Genomic DNA, 18,768 nt, shown 5'->3' on the forward strand with positions numbered 1-18,768 from the left:
TCTGATTCAGTTGACCCAATACAGCAACGCGACACCGGCCAGCATACTTAGCAGACCGAACACACGTAACGTTGCATCATTGATCAGTGACAGCTGCTGCACCATAAGGCGCCAGCGCTGCGGGTACAAAAAGGGCAAAACACCTTCCAGAACCAGCATCAAACAGAAGCCGATCAATAGCTCGCGCCATAACCCAGAAGACATAAACTACCCCATCCCAGGCAGCCCACTGCCACAAAAAAACCGGGTCTTGGCCCGGTGTGCGGATTCTAGCACGGAACGAGTGCAAATTTGCACCCGTTCCGCTGCATTACAGCCTCATCAGGGTCGAATCAGGGCCCTGTTGGCTTGGACAGATACTTGAAGAAGTCACTGTCCGGCTTGAGCAAGAGTACGTCACCACTGTCTCCGCCGAATGATGCCCGATAGGCTGTCAAACTGCGCGAGAATGAGTAGAACTCCGGATCGCGACTAAATGCATCGGCATAAACACTGGCAGCGGACGCATCGCCCTCACCTCGTGTCTCCTCTGCTTCACGGTAGGCGTTCGCCTTGACGATAGTCACCTGACGATCTGCATCAGCCCGAATACCTTCAGCAAGCTCCTTACCACGGGAACGCAACTCACGCGCTTCACGCTCACGTTCGGTACGCATGCGCTGGTATACCGACTCTGATACTTCGGCCGGCAGCTCGACACGCTTGACGCGGACATCGAGGACGTTAATACCCAACTCATTCTGTGCAATCTGACTGAGCTGCTGAATCACTTCGTCCATCAGCTCTTCACGCTCACCAGACACCACCTGATTCAGGGTACGGGCACCAAACTGGTTACGCAGTTCGTTTTCCACACGGGACAGCAAGACATCACCGGCGCGGAACTCGTCACCCGAGGTCGCCGTGTAGTACTTGCCAACATCCTGAATACGCCACTTGACGAAGGCATCCACGATCAGACGCTTCTTCTCCAGTGTCAGGAAGGACTGCGGCCGGGCATCCAGCGTCAGCAGGCGGCCATCAAACTTGCGCACCACGTTGACGAAAGGCACCTTGAAATGCAGACCCGGGGTAACATCATCATTGACGATTTCACCGAAGCGCAGCAGTACCGCACGTTCGGTTTCGCTGATGATATATACCGACTTGGAACCCACCATGAACACTAGCAACAGCAGGACCAGTACAAGCATTGATCTAGGCTTCATTATCGGCCCTCCCTACGCGTAACGGTACTCTGGCGCACACGCATCTCATCAACCACCTTGTCCGTCAGGTCCCGAAGGCCCTGATCATCCAGGCGCGCACCGCGGCTTGAATCGCGACGCTCGTTGCTGTTCTGCATCAACTTGTCCAGCGGCAGATACATCATGTTATTACCACCCTCAACGTCGATCAGGACTTTCGGGTTGTTTTCCAGCACGGACTGCATCATGTCCAGATAAAGACGCTCGCGCGTAACGTCCGGTGCCTTGCGATACTCACCCAGCAGGGCGATGAATCGCTTGGCTTCACCATCCGCCCGGGCCAGCACTTCTTCACGGTAGGCATTGGCTTCTTCAAGCATGCGCTGCGCTTCACCGCGCGCTTCCGGCACTATGCCGTTGGCGTAGGATTCAGCCTCATTCTTGACACGCTGCTCGTCTTCCCGCGCCTTGATCACGTCATCAAACGCATCCTGCACCTGACTCGGCGCCTGCGCATTCTTGACGTTAATCTTGGAGATGCTCAGCCCCGTACCATAGCTCTGCATGTAACCCTGCAAGCGATCCAGCACGGAGAAACCAAGCGCCTCACGACCTTCGGTCAGCAAGGAATGCATTTCCGAGCTACCAACAACCTGGCGCAGTGCAGATTCGGACGCATTTGCCAGGCTGCCTTCAGGATCGCGCACATTCAGCCGGTACGCCTTGGGATCAATGATCAGATACTGCACGGTTACATCGATATCAACGATGTTCTCGTCTTCAGTCAGCATCAAAGCGCGATGATCAAGCGTACGCACCCGGGTCACATTGACCTTGGTGACTTCGTCAATCATCGGCGGGTTCCACTGCAGACCCGGATTAACCGTTTCGTAGTATTTACCCAAACGCAACACGACACCGCGTTCCTGCTGATCGACGGTATAGAAACCCATACCCGCCCAACCCACCACGACTACAGCCAGCAGCACCCAGAGGAAGCCGGAGCCGGAACCCGATGACGAAGAACCGCCACCACCACCTGAGCTTACCTTGCCGAAGATGCTGTTAAGCTTCTCCTGCAGTTTGCGCAACGCCTCGTCGAGATCAGGTGGTCCCTGATCCCCACCACCTTTAGGTCCACCAGGTCCGCCGCGCTTGTCGCCATTCCAGGGATCATGGTTCTTACCATCCCCACTTCCGCCGGGCTCATTCCAAGCCATAGTGCTCTCCGTTAGAAAACGCTTGATTCAACTCAAAAAATTGTAGATAGCCACTGGGGCCCACGCAAGCTTGAGTCAAGTTTCTCAAGACGCAGCCTGCACCAGATACGACTCGGATGGAATCCCGAGTCGGCTGAGCAGCCGCAACAAGTCTTTCTTCTGCAATCGGACTTCAACCTGCATCTGCCCGGAGGCATCAACACTTTCACGCAAGACCGCATTGAGCGCATAAAGCTGCGCCCGTAACTGACCGGCACTGGCGGGCAGGCTCAATGTCTGATGGAAAATATCATCCGACAAGCGCTCACTCACCGCCTGATAGAGCAGTTCACTGCCCTCACCGGTGACAGCCGACACCCAGACGCGCCAGGGCCGCCCCTCGTCATCACGGTCAATCCGCGCCTCCTGCCCGTCCATCATGTCGATCTTGTTGTAGACCTCCAGCACAGGCACTTCGCTGGCACCGATCTCCTGCAACACATGCTTGACCTGCTCAATGTGCCCGCCACGCTCATCGTCGTAGCAGTCGATCACATGCAGCAGCAGATCCGCCTCAGAGGTTTCCTGCAAGGTGGCACGAAACGCCTCAACCAGCTTGTGCGGCAGATGCCGGATAAACCCAACCGTATCCGCCAGAATCGCAGGCCCCACATCCGCCAGCTGAATCTTGCGCAGCGTCGGATCCAGAGTCGCAAACAACTGATCGGCCACATAAACGCTGGACTCGGTCAGGCGGTTAAACAGCGTCGACTTGCCCGCGTTGGTATAGCCCACCAGCGAAACGGTCGGCACCTCGGCGCGCTGTCGTGCACGGCGCCCCTGATCACGCTGGCGGCGCACCCGATCAAGCCGCTTGACGATGTTTTTCATCCGCGCACGCAGCAACCGGCGGTCGGTTTCAAGCTGAGTTTCACCCGGGCCACGCAGACCTATGCCACCTTTTTGACGTTCAAGGTGGGTCCAGCCACGCACCAGGCGGGTCGACATGTGGTCGAGCTGCGCCAGCTCAACCTGCAATTTACCCTCATGGGTACGGGCGCGCTGAGCAAAGATATCCAGTATCAGGCCGGTTCTATCCAGCACCCGACACTTGATCTGCTGCTCAAGGTTGCGCTCCTGGGACGGTGACAGAGAATGATTGAAGATAACGATTTCTGCTTCATGCAGCGTCACCAGTTCAATCAGCTCAGCCAGCTTGCCAGTGCCGATAAAAAATTTGGAACTCGGCTTGGCACGACTGCCGATGAGAAATTCCACCGGATCCGCGCCTGCCGAGAGTGCGAGCTCTTCAAGCTCCTGGGGACTTTCAGCCTTGCTCTCGTCACCGAAATCGATGTGCACGAGAATAGCCTTCTCTCCAGACTTGGGTCTTTCAAAAAACAATATGACCTCAGTCCGGCTGTTTCTCGTCGGCCTGCGGCAGTTTCACCGGACGGGCAGGAACGACTGTAGATATCGCGTGCTTATAAACCATCTGGCTGACAGTATTTTTCAGCAGGATGACAAACTGATCGAAAGATTCGATCTGTCCCTGCAGCTTGATACCATTCACCAGAAAAATGGAAACCGGCACACGCTCCTTGCGCAGAACGTTTAGATAAGGGTCTTGTAAAGACTGCCCTTTTGACATTGCAAACTCCTTCCAGAAAATCGTTATAGTTCATTCAGGCCGGGACTTCGTAAAGATCCCCTCCAAAGCCCCGCCTTCCGACCGCCATCCACACCACTGCAATTGCGCGCCAGCCGAACATTATATAATGGCTGACTCCACTAATTTCAAGGCTTTAGATACCAACTGCCGATCATTCGTCTGCAACCACTGCAAATCATTCCAGCTACGAAGCCAGGTAATCTGGCGTTTTGCCAGCTGCCGGGTGGCTACGATACCCTTGAACACCATGGTTTCATAGTCCCAGCGCCCGGCCAGATATTCCCATACCTGACGGTAGCCGACACAACGCACCGATGGATGCGACAGTTCAAGATCCCCCCGCGACCAGAGCACGCGTTCGACTTCATCCACCAGCCCAAGTTCCAGCATTCGTTGAAAACGCTGCTCAATGCGCTGGTGCAACTCCACCCGCTCCGGCGGCATTACGGCAAATGAATGCACCTGATAAGGCAAAACGGTCTGCTCTTGGTCGCGCCAATGCTCACTCATGGAGCGGCCACTCAACTCAAACACTTCCAGCGCCCGCTGCACCCGCTGGGAGTCATTGGGCTTGAGGCGCGCCGCCGCCTGCGGGTCGACCTCGGCCAAGCGCCTGTGCATGGCGGGCCAGCCCTGTTGCCGCGCCTCTTCCTCCAGTCTGGCCCGAAGCACCGGATCTGCTTCAGGCATCTTGGCAAGCCCTTGTTGCAGGGCATTAAAATACATCATGGTGCCGCCCACCAGCAGCGGAATACGCCCGGCGGCTGTTATTTTCGCCATTTCAGCCAGCGCGTCTTCGCGAAATTCCGCCGCCGAGTAGCTCTGTTCAGGCCCGCGAATATCCACCAATCGGTGCGGATAGCGCGCCAACTCTTCGACGCTGGGCTTGGCAGTACCTATATCCATGCCGCGGTAAATCAACGCCGAGTCAACACTGATAATGTCGCAGGGCAAACGATCATGCAGCTCCATCGCCAGAGCAGTCTTGCCGGCGGCGGTCGGCCCCATCAGAAAAATGGCCGGCGGCAGCCCGGGTTTCACCGGAGTCGGGTATTCGATCATCGTGCTAGCGTCCCCGCATAAACAGCTTGTCGAGCTCATTCAGCGACAGCTGTGTCCAGGTCGGACGACCGTGGTTGCACTGTCCGCTGCGCTCGGTAATTTCCATGTCACGCAGCAGGCCGTTCATCTCAGGTACGCTGAGTTGACGGTTGGCACGCACGGCACCATGACAGGCCATGGTTCCCAACAGTTCGTTGATATGATTTTCAATGCGCTGACTCTGGCCATAGGTGAGCATATCGGACAACACATCCCGGATCAGTTGCTCGATATTGCCGCGGGCCAGGGAAACAGGCACCTGACGCACCACCAGACTCTCTTCCCCCATGCGGGACAGTTCAAACCCCAGACGCTGAAACACAGCCGCCTGCTCCTCTGCACAGTCCGCCTCGTTCTGACTCACCGCCATGCTTAGCGGCACCAGCAGCGGCTGCGAGCGCACCACCTCGGTCTCATAAGCCTGCTTCATGCGCTCATAGACGATGCGCTCATGGGCTGCGTGCATGTCGACCAACACCAACCCCTGCTCGTTCTGAGCCAGAATGTAGATTCCGTGCAAATGGGCCAGGGCATAACCCAGTGGCGGCGCGACCTCACCCTGAGCCTGGGCTGCAGCCAGTGCCGCATCCTGCGCACTATTCGCACCCGGGCCGCCCAAGCCACCGGCACCATTAGCTGACACATGCAGGGCGCCGTAGCCATTGATCTGATCCCGCACCGCGCCCAGCGAAGTAGCCGCGGGGCTATAGTCACTTTGAAAGCCGCTCCCCGATGACGAACCTGCCGCCGCAGAGCCTCCCAGTGGCGCCTGAGCAAGCGGCATGCGCCCCTGCTCGAACTGCTGCGCATTTATACCCGGGATGCCTGGCGCCGGATCAGCCGCCTGACCACCGTCCAGCGACGCAGCGGCGGACGACACAGCCGCTTCCGGGCGCACATCGGCGATAACCCGGTGCAGCGTACGAAAGATAAAGTCATGCACCAGGCGGCCTTCTCGAAAACGCACTTCGTGCTTGGTTGGGTGCACATTCACATCCACCAGCCGCGGATCCAGCTCGAGATAGAGCACAAAGGCCGGATGCCGGCCATGGAAGAGCACATCCTGATAGGCCTGGCGCACCGCATGGGCCACCAGCTTGTCGCGAATAATGCGGCCATTGACGAAAAAGTACTGCAGATCTGTCTGACTGCGGGAAAAGGTCGGCAGTCCCATCCAGCCCCAGAGCCGCAGACCGCTGGCTTCTGCGCACATATCCAGCGACAGGGCCTGATCGATAAAGGCCGGACCACACACCGACGATATGCGCCGTTCATGGTCCTGTTCGGTGCGCGCAGGGCGCAGCTGATGAATCACACGACCATTGTGACGCAGCACAAAGGATACATCGGAACGGCTCAGAGCCAGGCGCTTGACGACCTCTTCCAAATGCTTGAATTCGGTTTGCTCAGTGCGCATGAACTTGCGCCGCGCCGGCGTATTGAAGAACAGATCCCGCACCTCGACACAGGTCCCCTGGGGGTGCGCTGCAGGGCTGACCACCGGCTCCATGTCCCGCCCCTCGGTCTGCACCTGCCAGGCGCTGGGCGCATCACTGCGGCGCGAGGTGAGCGTTAGGCGGGATACCGAACTGATACTGGCCAGAGCCTCGCCGCGAAAGCCCAGACTGTTGACCGCCTCCAGATCCTCGAGCACCAGTATCTTGGAGGTTGCATGCCGGCTTAGCGCCAGCGGCAGATCCTGCTCCTCGATACCGCCGCCGTTATCCCGCAGGCGGATCAGTTTCATGCCGCCCTGCTCGACGTCAATTTCAATCTGGGTGGCACCGGCGTCGAGGCTGTTTTCCAGCAACTCCTTGACGACCGACGCCGGACGTTCGACCACTTCGCCGGCCGCAATCTGGTTGGCCAGACGCGGCGACAGCAACTGTATTCGTGACATAGACAAATGCATTACCGGTTAGGGAGCCTCGGATCAGACCACAAACGAGCGCTGTGACCAGACCCACACGGGTCCTTAGCTTGACGGAATTTTGAGTACCTGACCAATACGGATCTTGTCATTGGACAGGCCATTGGCGGCGCGCAGCGCCGAAAGGGAAACACCATTGCGTACGGCAATCACCGACAGCGTATCGCCGCGGGATACCTTGTGCGTGCGATCAGACAGCGATGCCAGCTGACCGCCACCATTCTTGCGGTGAGCCAGGTGCGTCATGGCCGGCGGCCGGTGCCAGAAGTAGTCCTTCACACCTTCGGTGATGGCCACTGCCATCTGGCTCTGATACTTGCTTGACTTAAGTTTGCGAGCCTCATCCGGGTTGGATATAAACCCGGTTTCCACCAGAATCGACGGAATGCCCGGCGATTTCAGCACCACGAAACCCGCCTGTTCGACAAAGGGCTTGTGCATGCGGGCAAACTTGCCGATGTTCTTGTGCACCCGGTCAGCCACCTGGCGACTGCCTTCCATGCTGAAGGTCATGGACATATCCAGCAGCACGCCGGCCAGTACTTCGTCCTTGTCATCCAGACTGACCACACCACCGATGGCATCCACACTGTTTTCTTTCTGAGCCAGCCAGCGACCAACTTCACCGGTGGCGCCACGGTCCGAAATCACCCAGACGGACGCGCCATTGGCACGGGGATCCTTGAAGGCATCAGCATGAATGGACACAAACAGATCGGCGTTGTGCTCACGCGCAAGTTTGGTACGCCCGCGCAGACTAACGTAATAGTCACTCTTGCGCACCATTACGGGCTTGTAGCCAGGGGTCGCATCCAGGCGCCGGTAGACTTCCTTGGCAATGGCAATAACGACGTCTTTTTCACGCAAACCACCCGGCCCCAGCGCACCGGGGTCCTCACCCCCATGACCGGGATCGATCACTACCACCACATCACGCAATACGCCTGGCGAGCCCACAACCTCGACAGACTGCGGCGCAGGCACCGGGGCTGGCTTGTCGACACCGACTTTCAGCAAATCCAGCACCAGCCGGTGGCCATACTGATCATTGGGCGCCAGCGTGAAGCTGCGGGGTTTTACAGTACTGTTCAGGTCCAGCACGAAGCGCTGGGTACCGTCGGCCTGGCGAGACTCGCGCATCCTGCTGACCGGACTATCCTGCAGCCCCAGCCGATCAAGATTCGCCAGCAGACGCGAGTCATCCATGTCCACCACCAGGCGATCAGGGTTATCCAGACTAAACACCTTGTGTTTCACCGGTCCCGAGAGGTCAAACACCAGACGTGTGTGATCCGGCGCAAGCCAGATGCGCACATTCTTGATTTCAGCCGCCATCGCCGGGGTGACCAGCAGCAGCGCTGCCAGAACCCCCAAAATCCCCTTCATCCTGCCCCTCAACCGCGTTACCCCTGTTTTGCGATCCGGTCATTGTCCGCTAGCAAAGACGCCAACATCTGCTGTCCCCGCGCTGTCTGTGCATTGCATTCAATAGTGCGCCCCTCGCCTTCGACCGAGATGCTCACCTCCAGATCAGGTTGCGGCAACCAGCCCGCGCCCCGCTGGGGCCACTCGATCAGACAGAGGTCATCGTCTTCGAAATAGTCCCTGATCCCCAGATATTCAAGTTCTTCAGGGTCTGCCAGGCGATACAGATCGAAATGATACAACCTGCGCCCCCCCAGATCATAGGGCTCCACCAAAGTATAGGTCGGACTCTTGACCGATCCATGATGGCCATAGGCACGCAAAACCCCACGGCACAGCGTGGTTTTGCCCATGCCCAGATCTCCCTCCAGGAAAATAACCCCGCGGCCTGCACAGGCCAGTCCCAGCGCCTCGCCAAAATTAACCATGGCGTTTTCATCCCTGGCGCCATATACAAACTGTTCTGTCATCGTATTGATCCGCTAATAGCCTGAGCCTGCACCCGGACAGGATAACTTTATTCTTGCAGTCCGCTCACCAGCGCCTGAATGCGCGGCAACAGATCCCCCGGCAGCATACCGCGTTCACCAGATTCAGCGGCTTGCACATCGCCTGCGCGAGCGTGCACATAAACCCCCAGGCGCGCTGCATCAACGGGCTTGAGCCCCTGCGCCCAGAAAGCGCCAATGATACCGGCCAGCAGGTCTCCCATGCCACCCACCGCCATGCCGGGATTGCCCGCCGCGCACAGATGCAGGGCATCACCATCGCAGCTCAGGGTTCCTGCGCCCTTGAGCACCGCCACCCCACCACAGTTTGCCTGCAGTCGCTCGACCGAGGCGAACCTGTCCTGATTCACCGTAGCCACATCATCGGACAGCAGTCGAGCGGCTTCGCCTGGGTGGGGCGTCAGTATCCAGTTGGCACGTCGTGCACCGTGCAGCCAATTTTTCTCGGCCAGCAAATTGAGGCCATCGGCGTCCACCACCAAAGGTTTTTCACTCTGCAGAGCCTGCAACAGTAATTGATCGCCCCAGGCGCTGCGCCCCAGGCCCGGCCCGATCACCAGAATATCCGCCCGTTCCAGCAGCGGTTCCAGATCCTGACCGGAATTTACACCGTGCACCATCAACTCCGGCTGACGCGCCAGCGCGGCCGAAATATATTCAGGCCGGGTAGCCAGGGAGACCAGCCCTGCGCCACTGCGCAACGCTGCCTGAGCGGCGAGAATACCCGCGCCACCAAACCCCAGATCACCGCCAATGACCATCACATGACCGTAATCGCCCTTGTGACTGCTGCGACGACGAGGCCCCAGCGCCTGAGCCAGATCTTCGGCCTGGGTGCGAAAAACACTGACCGGCACATCTTCATATACAGCTTCCGGTACCAGCAAGCCGTCGAACTCCACCTGGCCGGTATAATCCACCGCCTGATGGGTAAAAAGCCCCTGCTTAAGGCCAATAAACGTAATAGTCACGGCAGCGCGTATTGCCTGCCCCAGTACCGCACCTGTGTCACTGCACAACCCCGAGGGGATATCCACCGCCAGCACCGGCTGCGGACTGCGGTTGCAGTGCCGGATCGCCCGTTCGGCCGCACCGCGCACCGGCCCCGCAAGGCCGGTGCCGAGCATGGCATCCACCAGCACCTCGCCGCGCAGCTCAATCTCAGGCGTATAGGTCTGGGCTTCCACGCCCAGAGCCTGACTCCAGCGCCAGGCATCCAGAGCTTCACCTCGCAGTTTGCGCTCAAAATCATCATCACCCACACAGAGCAGCTGCACATCCAGCCCGCGCTGATGCGCCAGACCCGCGACCACAAAGCCATCGCCACCGTTATTGCCACTGCCACAGAGGATGCTCAGCGACCGCAGCGCCGGCCAATGGTGCAGCAGGGTCGCGAAGGTCGCATGACCGGCGCGCTGCATCAGCTTGAACCCCGGCAGGCCGTATTGTTCGATAGCGGTCTGATCCAGCGCGCGACTTTGTTGTGCCGTGTATAATGTGGCCGGCAGTTCCGCTCTCATGACAGGCATAGGTATCTCCTTGAATTGGCCACATTATAAAGGATCGTCCGGCGGACGATACACGTCATGAACCGGCTTTCACCTGAACAGCTCAGCCAACTGGCCTTGCAGATAAAAAACTGGGCACAGGAACTCGGTTTCCAGCAGTGCGGCATTACCGGCACCAACCTTGCAGCCGAAGGGCCCAAGCTGCAGGCCTGGCTTGACCAGGGCTATCAGGGCGACATGGGTTATCTGGAAAACCACTTCGAAAAACGGCTGGATCCGTCACTGCTGGTGCCGGGCACTCAGCGCATTATCTCGGTGCGCATGGACTATTTGCCCCCCGACACCCAGACACTGAAAATCCTAAAGCAGCCCGACAAGGCCTATATAGCCCGCTACACCCTTGGGCGCGACTACCACAAAACCCTGCGCAAGCGCCTGACCCGCCTGGGCCAGCGCATCGAAGAGGCCTGCGAAACCCTGGGGTATCGCGCTTTTGTCGACAGCGCGCCTGTGCTGGAGCGCCCACTGGCCCGCGAAGCCGGTATCGGCTGGCAGGGCAAACACAGCCTGATCCTCAATCGCGAAGCCGGCTCCTGGTTTCTGCTGGGCGAGCTGTTCATCGATATACCGCTACCGGTGGATGCGCCTTACACCGAGGATCACTGTGGTCGCTGCAGCGCCTGCATGGACGTCTGCCCGACCCAGGCGTTTCCGGCGCCCCATGTGCTGGACGCCAGGCGCTGTATTTCCTACCTGACCATCGAGTACAAGGGCAGCATAGACCCGGAGTTGCGCCCGCTGATGGGCAACCGCATCTTTGGCTGCGATGACTGCCAGCTCATCTGCCCCTGGAACCGCTTTGCCAGCCACAGCACTGAAACGGACTTCAAGCCCCGCCACCAGCTGGATGATATTGAGCTGACCGAGCTCTTTGGCTGGGATGAAGCCCAGTTTCTGCACAAGACCGAAGGCTCGGCCATTAGGCGCACCGGTTACCAGGGCTGGCTGCGAAATATTGCCATAGCGCTGGGCAACAGTAACGGCGGCGCAAAAGTACTCGCCGCGCTGCAGGCCAGGCTCGAAGACCCATCACCTCTGGTGCAGGAGCATGTGCAGTGGGCATTGGCGCAACTGCAACTGCGTGCCGACACCAACGCGGGCACCGACACGAAAGATGGGGCACAGGATGCAAGCCTTCAGGCACATCCGGCACACCCCATCCTGGATCACCCCCGCGCGCGCAAGCTGGCGGACTGATGTCGCCCCTGAACCACCAAACTCAGAGCTTTATAAAGTGCTGCCGGTAATGGCTGAGCTCATTGATGGAATCGCGGATATCATCCAGCGCCAGGTGCGAGCCCTTTTTCTTCACACCCTCCAGCACCTCCGGCTTCCAGCGTCTGGCCAGCTCTTTCAGGGTGCTGACATCCAGATTGCGGTAATGGAAGAAGGCCTCGAGCTCCGGCATGTACTTGTCCAGAAAGCGTCTGTCCTGGCCGATGCTGTTTCCGCACATCGGCGAGGCTCCCTGGTCCACATGCTGTTGCAGAAACGCCAGCGTCTGCAGCTCGGCGTCGCGCTCGCCAAGCACGCTCTCGCGCACCCGCTGGGTAAGGCCCGATTGGCCGTGCTGGCGCGTGCACCACTCATCCATGGCCTCGAGCGCCGTATCGCTCTGATGCACAGCAAGGCTCGGGCCCTCGGCAATCAGATTGAGGTTTGCGTCCGTCACTATGGTGGCGATCTCGATAATGGTGTCGTATTCAGGCTCGAGACCGGTCATTTCCAGATCGATCCAGATCAGATTGGTGCTGCGTGAATTACTGTCGTTAGGGGTACTGGCTGACTGATTGCTATTGCTCATGGGACGCCGCTCTCCTGCGCTGGCTACTACTAATTTGCTCGGGAATAGAATACCTTAGGTCCCATCCGAATACCTACGAAAGCGCTGCACCGCAGGCCACGCATCCTTGTCCGTGGCGCAGGGCGCAGCCAGGAGATTGATGTCTAAACGCAAACTGACCCGCCGCCAGTCCTGGCGGGTAGAAAAGATCCAGCAGGAACGCACCGCCCGCGCCAGCAAACGCGACGATGTTGTGGACGAGCAACTGGAAGGTGGCGAGCTGGGACAGGAACAGCACGGCCTGATCATTTCCCACTTCGGCCGTCAGGTGGATGTCGAAGGCCTGGACGGTGAACAGGCCGGCATTATTACCCGCTGCCATATGCGCACCAACCTCGGCCAACTGGTCACCGGCGATCGCATCATCTGGCGCGCCGGCACCGAAGGCGGTGTCGTGGTAGCCCAGCTGCCACGCCAGACTGAGCTTGTGCGCCCCAACCCCCAGGGCGAACTGCGCCCGGTGGCGGCCAATATCGACTTTATCGTCGTCACTATCGCAGTAGAACCCACACCCTATGCCAATCTGGTCGATCGCTACCTGGTGGCATCGGAGCTCAGCGGTATCGAGCCTGTGATTCTGCTCAACAAATCCGACCTGCTGCATGACGGTAACCGCGACGAACTCCTGGCCATGCTCGACACCTACCAGCGCATTGGCTACAAGATACTGACCACCTCGGCCAATGGCGACGACGCCCTGACCGAACTCAAGGCCATGCTTGACGGCCGCGTCAGCGTCTTTGTCGGCCAGTCGGGCGTGGGCAAGTCATCGCTGATCAATACCCTGCTTCCGGGCGTTGATATTCGTGTCGGCGAGCTCTCTACCCAAACCCGCAAGGGCCGCCACACCACGACCACCGCGCGCCTGTTTCACTTCCCCGATGGTGGCGACCTGATCGACTCCCCCGGTATCCGCGAGTTTGGCCTCTGGCATCTGGAGCCGGAACGCCTGATCGAAGGCTTTCGCGAGTTTCACCCCTACCTTGGCCTCTGCAGATTCAGGGATTGCCGCCACGAGCAGGAACCGGGCTGCGCCATCAAGGGCGCGATCGAGCAGAATGAAATCAGCGCCACCCGGGTACGCAGCTTTCAGCATATCCGCCAGACCTTGCTGGCACCGAATAGCAGTCACTGACAACAGGGCCTCTCGATGCATGATCCGTCCAGCGACGCCGCAGACGACAGCGCCAACGACAGCGCAGACAGCGGCCAGGCACTTGAGCAGCCTCTGTTCAGTGCCACGGCCTGGGCCAGCTATCTGGCCGAGCGCCCTCTGCCCACCCGACTGTCCAGCCTGCAGCGCCTGAAACGCGAAACGGCATCGGATCGCGGCACCCTGATGAGCATTACCGCCATCATCAAGGCCGACCCCGTACTCTGTCTGCACGTAGTACGCCAGGCCCAGACGCTGCATGCCAGCAAGGGCTCGGATGTCACCGGTATCGATCACGCCATAGGCTCCCTGGGCATGGAACGCCTTGGACAGCTGGCCAAGGATTGCGAGGCGCTGCGCCTGCATGCCAGCTGCTCCGCCGAGCTGCAGTATTTTCGTGCCATCGCCCACAGCCACCACGCTGCCACCCAGTGCGCACAGTGGCTGCGGGCACGCCATGCCACCTACGCCGAAAAAGGCTGGGTCGCTGCCCTGTGCTACGGCGTGGGTTTCTGGTCCCTGTGGCGCCATGCGCCGCTGCATATGCACCGTATCCACTGCCGCATCCGTGACGGCCTCGACCCCGTTGAGGCACAGATCGAAACCCTGGGCTGCAGCGTCCAGCAAATATCACTGGGCCTGGCACAAGTCTGGCAACTGCCACCGCTGATTATCGCTGCGCTGGACAACGAAACCTCGCCCTCCCGCAGTACCCTCGACAAGCTGCACCGGCGCAGCCTGAGTGACCCGCGTCTCAACAAGGATGATCTGCGCAGCCTCAGCCATCTGCTGCAGCAGCACTTTTTCCCGGTGAAGCTGGCCAACTGGCTGGTGCAGACGACCCAGCTGGGCTGGAGTACCACCCGGGCACTGGGCATGTACGACATCGTCAATGACTATCTGGGCAAGGAACTGCCACAAACCACCGCGCTGATCCACCAGAACTGCGCCCTGGCTGCGCAGCAATATCATGTACCCGGAACCCTGGCGCCGGCCGCGGAGATGTTATTCATTGCATCGGACAGCCAGCTCGACCAGACCCTGGGCGCGCCAGAGCTGCAGCGATACAAAGGCCTGTACCCGGAACCTGCCCCCCTACCCACCCCCAACCCTGCCGGCCTGCGCCCTGCGGCGACCTTTGCCGACGCCCTGGCCTATCGGCAGATCAACCAGCGCCTGCTGCACGGCTACAACCTCTACACGCGTCCCGGACATATTCTGCAGGGACTACTGCTCGGGCTGTCACAGGGACTGGGACTGAATCGACTGGCGCTGCAAGTGGTACGCGCAAAGCAGCAGCTCAAGACGGCCCAGGTTATAGGCATCAATGATGACGACCCCATCACCCGGCTGGAAGCCGAGCTCGACAGTTCGTTATTGCTCAAGCAACTCTGCACCCGCCCAGGCTGCATCTGGTTCAGCGCCAGCACCCGTGCGCGCCTGCTGCCCATGCTTCCGCCGTCCTACCGCAAGGCGCTGGGAGAGCAGGATGGCCTGATGATGTGCATCTTTGCCCACGGCAAACCGGTGGCGCTGGTCTACGGCGCTCTGGATCGTGGCGATGCCGGCAAGCCCATCGCAGCGCTGGAAAGCTTTCACCGCGACCAGTTCCGCGACCTCTGCACGGCCGCCAGCGGTGCCCTTGATCGCATGTTAGGCCAGGCCTGAAGCCCCCGATCCCAATTTGCCAGCACGGCATGTAAAATCCCCATGAAACCTATATGATCGCCAATCCCCAGAGTTTACGGAGGCACAGATGACCCCGCTCCCACTCGTGATCGATGCATCCCAGCTGGCGCCAAATCTGGACGACCCGTCACTGCTGATTCTCGACCTATCCAAAGTCGCAACCTACCAGCAGGGACATATACCCCATGCCCTGCATGTAGACCCGGCACTGTTACTGTGCGGCACCGCGCCCGTGCCCAACAAGCTCCCAAGCCGCGAACAGCTCAGCGCACTGTTTTCGAACCTGGGCCTCACGCCCGAACGCCAGGTGGTGGTGTACGACGACCAGATGGGCGCACTGGCCGGGCGCATGGTCTGGACGCTGCACTGCGTTGGCCACAAGCGTGTTTCCTTTCTCAACGGCCAGCTGCAGGCCTGGACAGAGGCCGGCCTGGCGCTGGAAAGCGGCGTAAACACTGCCAGCGCCAGCCAGTTCGAGGCAAGGATAGACCGCTCTCTCGTCGCCGATCTGGAGTACATACTGGCGCACCTGGGCGATGCGGACCTGCGCATCTGGGATGCCCGTACCGAAGCGGAATACCGTGGCGAAAAAATCGTTAACGCCACTAAAGGCGGCCATATTCCCGGCGCACGCTGGTTTGAATGGACCGACAGCCTGATCAGCCCGAACGACACCCGCCTGAAACCCGATGCCGAACTGCTGGCAACGCTGCGTGCCCGGGGCATCACCCCAGAACATCAGGTGATCACCCACTGTCAGACCCATCGTCGCTCCGGCCTCACCTATCTGGTAGCCAAGCACCTGGGCTTTGAGCAGGTGCGCTGCTACGACGGCTCCTGGTTCGAGTGGGGCAACCGCGACGATACACCCACAGAATCCTGATATTTTCTCCCTGATAAGGACGTTTCAACGTTGAAAGACAAGCTGTTTATCCTGCTGCAACACCTGCTGCCCCAGCACCTGCTGTCACGCCTCACCGGCGCTCTGGCGGAATGCCGCACACCCTGGGTCAAGAACACCTTTATCGGCTGGTTCGCCAAGCGCTACGGCGTCAACATGCAGGAAGCACAGATTGAAGACCTGCGTGCCTACCCCAACTTCAATGCCTTCTTCACCCGTGCACTAAAGCCTGATGCCCGCGTGCTGGACACAAGCCCCGGCGGCATCATTAGCCCGGCCGACGGTGCTGTCAGCCAGCTCGGTTCTATTGATCATGGACGCATTTTCCAGGCCAAAGGACGCGGCTATGGCCTCAGCACCCTGCTGGGCGGGGACTTGGCGATGGCCGAGCCCTTTAAAAATGGCCAGTTCGCCACCATCTATCTAGCACCCAGGGATTATCACCGCGTACATATGCCCATCGCCGGCACCCTGCGTGAAACCCTGTATATCCCGGGGGATCTGTACTCGGTGAACCAGACTACGGCGGCCAATGTGGATCAGCTGTTTGCCCGCAACGAGCGCCTGGTGGCAATTTTTGATACAGAGGCAGGCCCCATGGCCATGATTCTGGTGGGTGCCATGGTCGTCGCTGGCATCGAAACCGTCTGGGCGGGTCAGGTAGCACCGGTACTGAAGAAGCCGCTGCATACCCGCTTCGATGCTCAGCCCGCGGCCAACATCCACCTTGAGCAGGGTGCAGAGATGGGTCGTTTTAAATTGGGCTCCACGGTGATACTGCTATTTGGCCCGCAAGCCATGCAGTGGAGCCAGGGACTTGCCGCCGAGCACGGGTTGCGTCTTGGCCAGCAGATTGGCAGCCAGAGCACGCCTGAACAACAAGAGACAAAAATCGATGAGTGAATGGCTGGATAAAATCCGCGCCCTGGGCGCAACCCTCAATGACAGCGGCGATCGTATCCTGCATGTCGCTGACCGGGAATCAGATACAAAACTCACTCCCCTGATACACCAGGGCGTGTTCAGCGTGCTGGGGCCTGATGCCGAAAAATTCCTGCAGGGCCAGCTCAGCTGCGATCTGAAGGACGTCAGCAGCCTGGGCAGTCGCCTGGGCGCCCACTGCAACATCAAGGGCCACATGCACAGCCTGGTGCGCGTAATGCGCACCCAGGATGGTTTCTGGTTGCGGGGCCAGCGTGAGCTGCTGCCAAACACCCAGGCGCTGCTGAAGAAATACATGGTGTTTTCCAAGGCCCAGGCCACCGATCTGAGTGATGATCTGGTCGGGCTTGGCTGCAGCGGCCCCGGTGCCGCCGTACTGGTAGAGAAAGTGCTGGGCCAGGTGCCGAGCGAAGTCGATGGCGTCTATGCCAGCGAAGGTATCCTTGCGGTACGGGTGCCCGGCAAGCGCTTTGAAATCTGGCTACCCAAAGAGCAGGCCCTGACACTACTGTCGGAACTGATTGAATTCGCCCCGCTGGGCACCACCGATGGCTGGGAGCTGGAGGAAATTCGCGCCGCCATTCCGGATCTGCGCACCGAAACCGTTGAAGGCTTTATCCCCCAGATGACCAACCTGCAGGCGCTGCACGGTGTCAGCTTTACCAAGGGCTGTTATACCGGGCAGGAAATCGTTACCCGCCTGCAACACCGCGGCCAGCTCAAGCGCCCCATGTACCGGGCCTGTGTGAAGAGCGACAGCCGCCCTGTGCCAGGCACTATGCTGTATAGCGCCGACAAGGACAATGTCGGCAAGGTCGTGCTGGCAGCGCCCGCCGCTGAAGGCGAGTTCGAATTGCTGGCCGTGATCGTGAAGGATCTGGCCGAGAGCACACCCATTCTGCTTGGCAGTCAGAGCGGCCCCGCCCTGACGCTGCAGGATCTGCCCTACGAGCTCGACCCAGAGTTGTTTCAAAGCAAGCGCTAGCACCAGAACAGCTGCCGGATCAGAGCGCCACCGAGCGCTCTGATCCCATAGCTGCCACCTCTCTTTCTGCAGCATTGCACTCTCCGCATCAACGCCAGTAATAACCCCAGCAGCAACACCAACTCTCAGGCCTGCAAAACACAGCGTTCAGGCGAGGTCCGTTTACCGCCGTGCGACAATCCCATCATGACATGGAAGATTCTGCTCTCTCATTTGATGATTAATTCACACCTTTTTTATTACAAAGCATCGACATAGCTTAAATAAGGCGACTATTGATTAATAAAATTCATCAATATAGTTAAAAGTTGTCGTTTGTTGCAGTGCGGCATAACACCTATTATGGCTCCATACACAGACGCACTGCTACCGGAGAAACACTATGAGCCACGATATCGAAAACCCTAGCCTGGTTGAACTGCTGGATCGCCTTGACCTGTCCAGCATGAGCGAAACCGAAGTTATTCGCATGCGTGCTGAAGCTGCCCGCGCCGAATACATCTCCGATACTCTGCATAAGCTGTTCGGCAAAGTTAAATCACTGTTTTGCGCCTGCAAAAACACCACTACCGCTGCGGACGTTAGCCACGCTTAATCAAGCGCTGGCTCGTCCCCTGGCGCACCTTGCTGCGTCAAAACAGGGGCCAACCTGCTTTTCAGAACG

18 protein-coding genes are annotated in these 18,768 nt (G+C 59.2%); 7 read left to right on the top strand and 11 right to left on the bottom strand.

Features of this window, described 5'->3' with window-relative positions:
- Positions 1-6: 6 nt before the first annotated feature.
- From MPRO_RS03645 to MPRO_RS03690, 10 genes are all read right to left on the bottom strand, one after another.
- Entirely contained in the window at positions 7-204 is a 198-nt protein-coding gene (locus tag MPRO_RS03645) for a DUF2065 domain-containing protein (RefSeq protein ID WP_067287113.1), read from the bottom strand.
- Positions 205-332: 128 nt separating this feature from the next.
- Positions 333-1,208, bottom strand: coding sequence for a protease modulator HflC (gene hflC / locus MPRO_RS03650; protein ID WP_067287115.1), 876 nt, complete (start codon positions 1,206-1,208; stop codon positions 333-335).
- On the bottom strand, positions 1,208-2,407 hold the full coding sequence (gene hflK, locus MPRO_RS03655; RefSeq protein ID WP_067287118.1) for an FtsH protease activity modulator HflK: 1,200 nt from the start codon (positions 2,405-2,407) through the stop codon (positions 1,208-1,210). The genes hflC and hflK overlap by 1 nt, the downstream gene beginning before the upstream one ends.
- Before the next feature lie 84 nt (positions 2,408-2,491).
- Positions 2,492-3,790: a ribosome rescue GTPase HflX gene (hflX, locus tag MPRO_RS03660; protein ID WP_067287121.1), complete on the bottom strand. Its 1,299-nt coding sequence runs from the start codon at positions 3,788-3,790 to the stop codon at positions 2,492-2,494.
- 7 nt (positions 3,791-3,797) lie between these two features.
- Complete coding sequence (gene hfq / locus MPRO_RS03665; protein WP_020683734.1) at positions 3,798-4,037, bottom strand: RNA chaperone Hfq; 240 nt, start codon at positions 4,035-4,037, stop codon at positions 3,798-3,800.
- A 120-nt stretch (positions 4,038-4,157) separates the two neighbouring features.
- Positions 4,158-5,120 carry a tRNA (adenosine(37)-N6)-dimethylallyltransferase MiaA gene (gene miaA, locus MPRO_RS03670; RefSeq protein ID WP_067287123.1) on the bottom strand — a complete coding sequence of 321 codons (963 nt, stop codon included), beginning with the start codon at positions 5,118-5,120 and terminating at the stop codon, positions 4,158-4,160.
- A 4-nt stretch (positions 5,121-5,124) separates the two neighbouring features.
- Positions 5,125-7,059, bottom strand: a complete 1,935-nt coding sequence (gene mutL / locus MPRO_RS03675) for a DNA mismatch repair endonuclease MutL (protein WP_067287126.1) — start codon at positions 7,057-7,059, stop codon at positions 5,125-5,127.
- Between the two features lie 75 nt (positions 7,060-7,134).
- Positions 7,135-8,475: an N-acetylmuramoyl-L-alanine amidase gene (locus MPRO_RS03680; protein ID WP_067287129.1), complete on the bottom strand. Its 1,341-nt coding sequence runs from the start codon at positions 8,473-8,475 to the stop codon at positions 7,135-7,137.
- Positions 8,476-8,492: 17 nt separating this feature from the next.
- Positions 8,493-8,984, bottom strand: coding sequence for a tRNA (adenosine(37)-N6)-threonylcarbamoyltransferase complex ATPase subunit type 1 TsaE (tsaE, locus tag MPRO_RS03685; RefSeq protein ID WP_067287133.1), 492 nt, complete (start codon positions 8,982-8,984; stop codon positions 8,493-8,495).
- Between the two features lie 47 nt (positions 8,985-9,031).
- On the bottom strand, positions 9,032-10,552 hold the full coding sequence (locus MPRO_RS03690; protein ID WP_067287137.1) for a bifunctional ADP-dependent NAD(P)H-hydrate dehydratase/NAD(P)H-hydrate epimerase: 1,521 nt from the start codon (positions 10,550-10,552) through the stop codon (positions 9,032-9,034).
- Between the two features lie 57 nt (positions 10,553-10,609).
- Here MPRO_RS03690 and queG point away from each other — a divergent pair, with 57 nt between their 5' ends.
- Complete coding sequence (gene queG / locus MPRO_RS03695) at positions 10,610-11,788, top strand: tRNA epoxyqueuosine(34) reductase QueG (RefSeq protein WP_082708425.1); 1,179 nt, start codon at positions 10,610-10,612, stop codon at positions 11,786-11,788.
- Positions 11,789-11,810: 22 nt separating this feature from the next.
- Here the strand turns inward: queG and orn are convergent, their stop codons facing one another.
- The gene (gene orn, locus MPRO_RS03700; RefSeq protein ID WP_067287141.1) at positions 11,811-12,395 is read right to left on the bottom strand and encodes an oligoribonuclease; all 585 of its coding nucleotides are present in this window, start codon (positions 12,393-12,395) and stop codon (positions 11,811-11,813) included.
- Between the two features lie 139 nt (positions 12,396-12,534).
- Here orn and rsgA point away from each other — a divergent pair, with 139 nt between their 5' ends.
- From rsgA to MPRO_RS03730, 6 genes are all read left to right on the top strand, one after another.
- Positions 12,535-13,569, top strand: a complete 1,035-nt coding sequence (rsgA, locus tag MPRO_RS03705) for a small ribosomal subunit biogenesis GTPase RsgA (RefSeq protein WP_067287144.1) — start codon at positions 12,535-12,537, stop codon at positions 13,567-13,569.
- 15 nt (positions 13,570-13,584) lie between these two features.
- Positions 13,585-15,255: an HDOD domain-containing protein gene (locus MPRO_RS03710; protein WP_067287146.1), complete on the top strand. Its 1,671-nt coding sequence runs from the start codon at positions 13,585-13,587 to the stop codon at positions 15,253-15,255.
- Between the two features lie 88 nt (positions 15,256-15,343).
- A complete protein-coding gene (locus MPRO_RS03715; protein WP_067287148.1) occupies positions 15,344-16,159 on the top strand; it encodes a sulfurtransferase in 816 nt (271 codons plus the stop codon).
- Positions 16,160-16,189: 30 nt separating this feature from the next.
- Positions 16,190-17,080 (top strand): archaetidylserine decarboxylase, encoded by an 891-nt coding sequence (gene asd, locus MPRO_RS03720; protein ID WP_067287149.1) that lies wholly within the window; start codon positions 16,190-16,192, stop codon positions 17,078-17,080.
- Positions 17,073-18,104 (top strand): CAF17-like 4Fe-4S cluster assembly/insertion protein YgfZ, encoded by a 1,032-nt coding sequence (gene ygfZ / locus MPRO_RS03725; protein ID WP_067287151.1) that lies wholly within the window; start codon positions 17,073-17,075, stop codon positions 18,102-18,104. The genes asd and ygfZ overlap by 8 nt, the downstream gene beginning before the upstream one ends.
- 382 nt (positions 18,105-18,486) lie before the next feature.
- A complete protein-coding gene (locus tag MPRO_RS03730; RefSeq protein WP_067287154.1) occupies positions 18,487-18,699 on the top strand; it encodes a hypothetical protein in 213 nt (70 codons plus the stop codon).
- The last annotated feature ends 69 nt before the right edge of the window (positions 18,700-18,768 follow it).

This window comes from Marinobacterium profundum, from assembly GCF_001528745.1.
Taxonomy (GTDB): domain Bacteria; phylum Pseudomonadota; class Gammaproteobacteria; order Pseudomonadales; family Balneatricaceae; genus Marinobacterium_A; species Marinobacterium_A profundum.

Bases quoted from the DNA above. Each gene is read 5' to 3' on its own strand.
- MPRO_RS03645 (WP_067287113.1), bottom strand. From the start codon at position 204: ATGTCTTCTGGGTTATGGCGCGAGCTATTGATCGGCTTCTGTTTGATG.
- orn (WP_067287141.1), bottom strand. From the start codon at position 12,395: ATGAGCAATAGCAATCAGTCAGCCAGTACCCCTAACGACAGTAATTCA.
- MPRO_RS03710 (WP_067287146.1), top strand. From the start codon at position 13,585: ATGCATGATCCGTCCAGCGACGCCGCAGACGACAGCGCCAACGACAGC.
- mutL (WP_067287126.1), bottom strand. From the start codon at position 7,059: ATGTCACGAATACAGTTGCTGTCGCCGCGTCTGGCCAACCAGATTGCG.
- miaA (WP_067287123.1), bottom strand. From the start codon at position 5,120: ATGATCGAATACCCGACTCCGGTGAAACCCGGGCTGCCGCCGGCCATT.
- MPRO_RS03690 (WP_067287137.1), bottom strand. From the start codon at position 10,552: ATGCCTGTCATGAGAGCGGAACTGCCGGCCACATTATACACGGCACAA.
- MPRO_RS03715 (WP_067287148.1), top strand. From the start codon at position 15,344: ATGACCCCGCTCCCACTCGTGATCGATGCATCCCAGCTGGCGCCAAAT.
- tsaE (WP_067287133.1), bottom strand. From the start codon at position 8,984: ATGACAGAACAGTTTGTATATGGCGCCAGGGATGAAAACGCCATGGTT.
- MPRO_RS03730 (WP_067287154.1), top strand. From the start codon at position 18,487: ATGAGCCACGATATCGAAAACCCTAGCCTGGTTGAACTGCTGGATCGC.
- rsgA (WP_067287144.1), top strand. From the start codon at position 12,535: ATGTCTAAACGCAAACTGACCCGCCGCCAGTCCTGGCGGGTAGAAAAG.
- MPRO_RS03680 (WP_067287129.1), bottom strand. From the start codon at position 8,475: ATGAAGGGGATTTTGGGGGTTCTGGCAGCGCTGCTGCTGGTCACCCCG.
- hflK (WP_067287118.1), bottom strand. From the start codon at position 2,407: ATGGCTTGGAATGAGCCCGGCGGAAGTGGGGATGGTAAGAACCATGAT.
- hflC (WP_067287115.1), bottom strand. From the start codon at position 1,208: ATGAAGCCTAGATCAATGCTTGTACTGGTCCTGCTGTTGCTAGTGTTC.
- queG (WP_082708425.1), top strand. From the start codon at position 10,610: ATGAACCGGCTTTCACCTGAACAGCTCAGCCAACTGGCCTTGCAGATA.
- ygfZ (WP_067287151.1), top strand. From the start codon at position 17,073: ATGAGTGAATGGCTGGATAAAATCCGCGCCCTGGGCGCAACCCTCAAT.
- hfq (WP_020683734.1), bottom strand. From the start codon at position 4,037: ATGTCAAAAGGGCAGTCTTTACAAGACCCTTATCTAAACGTTCTGCGC.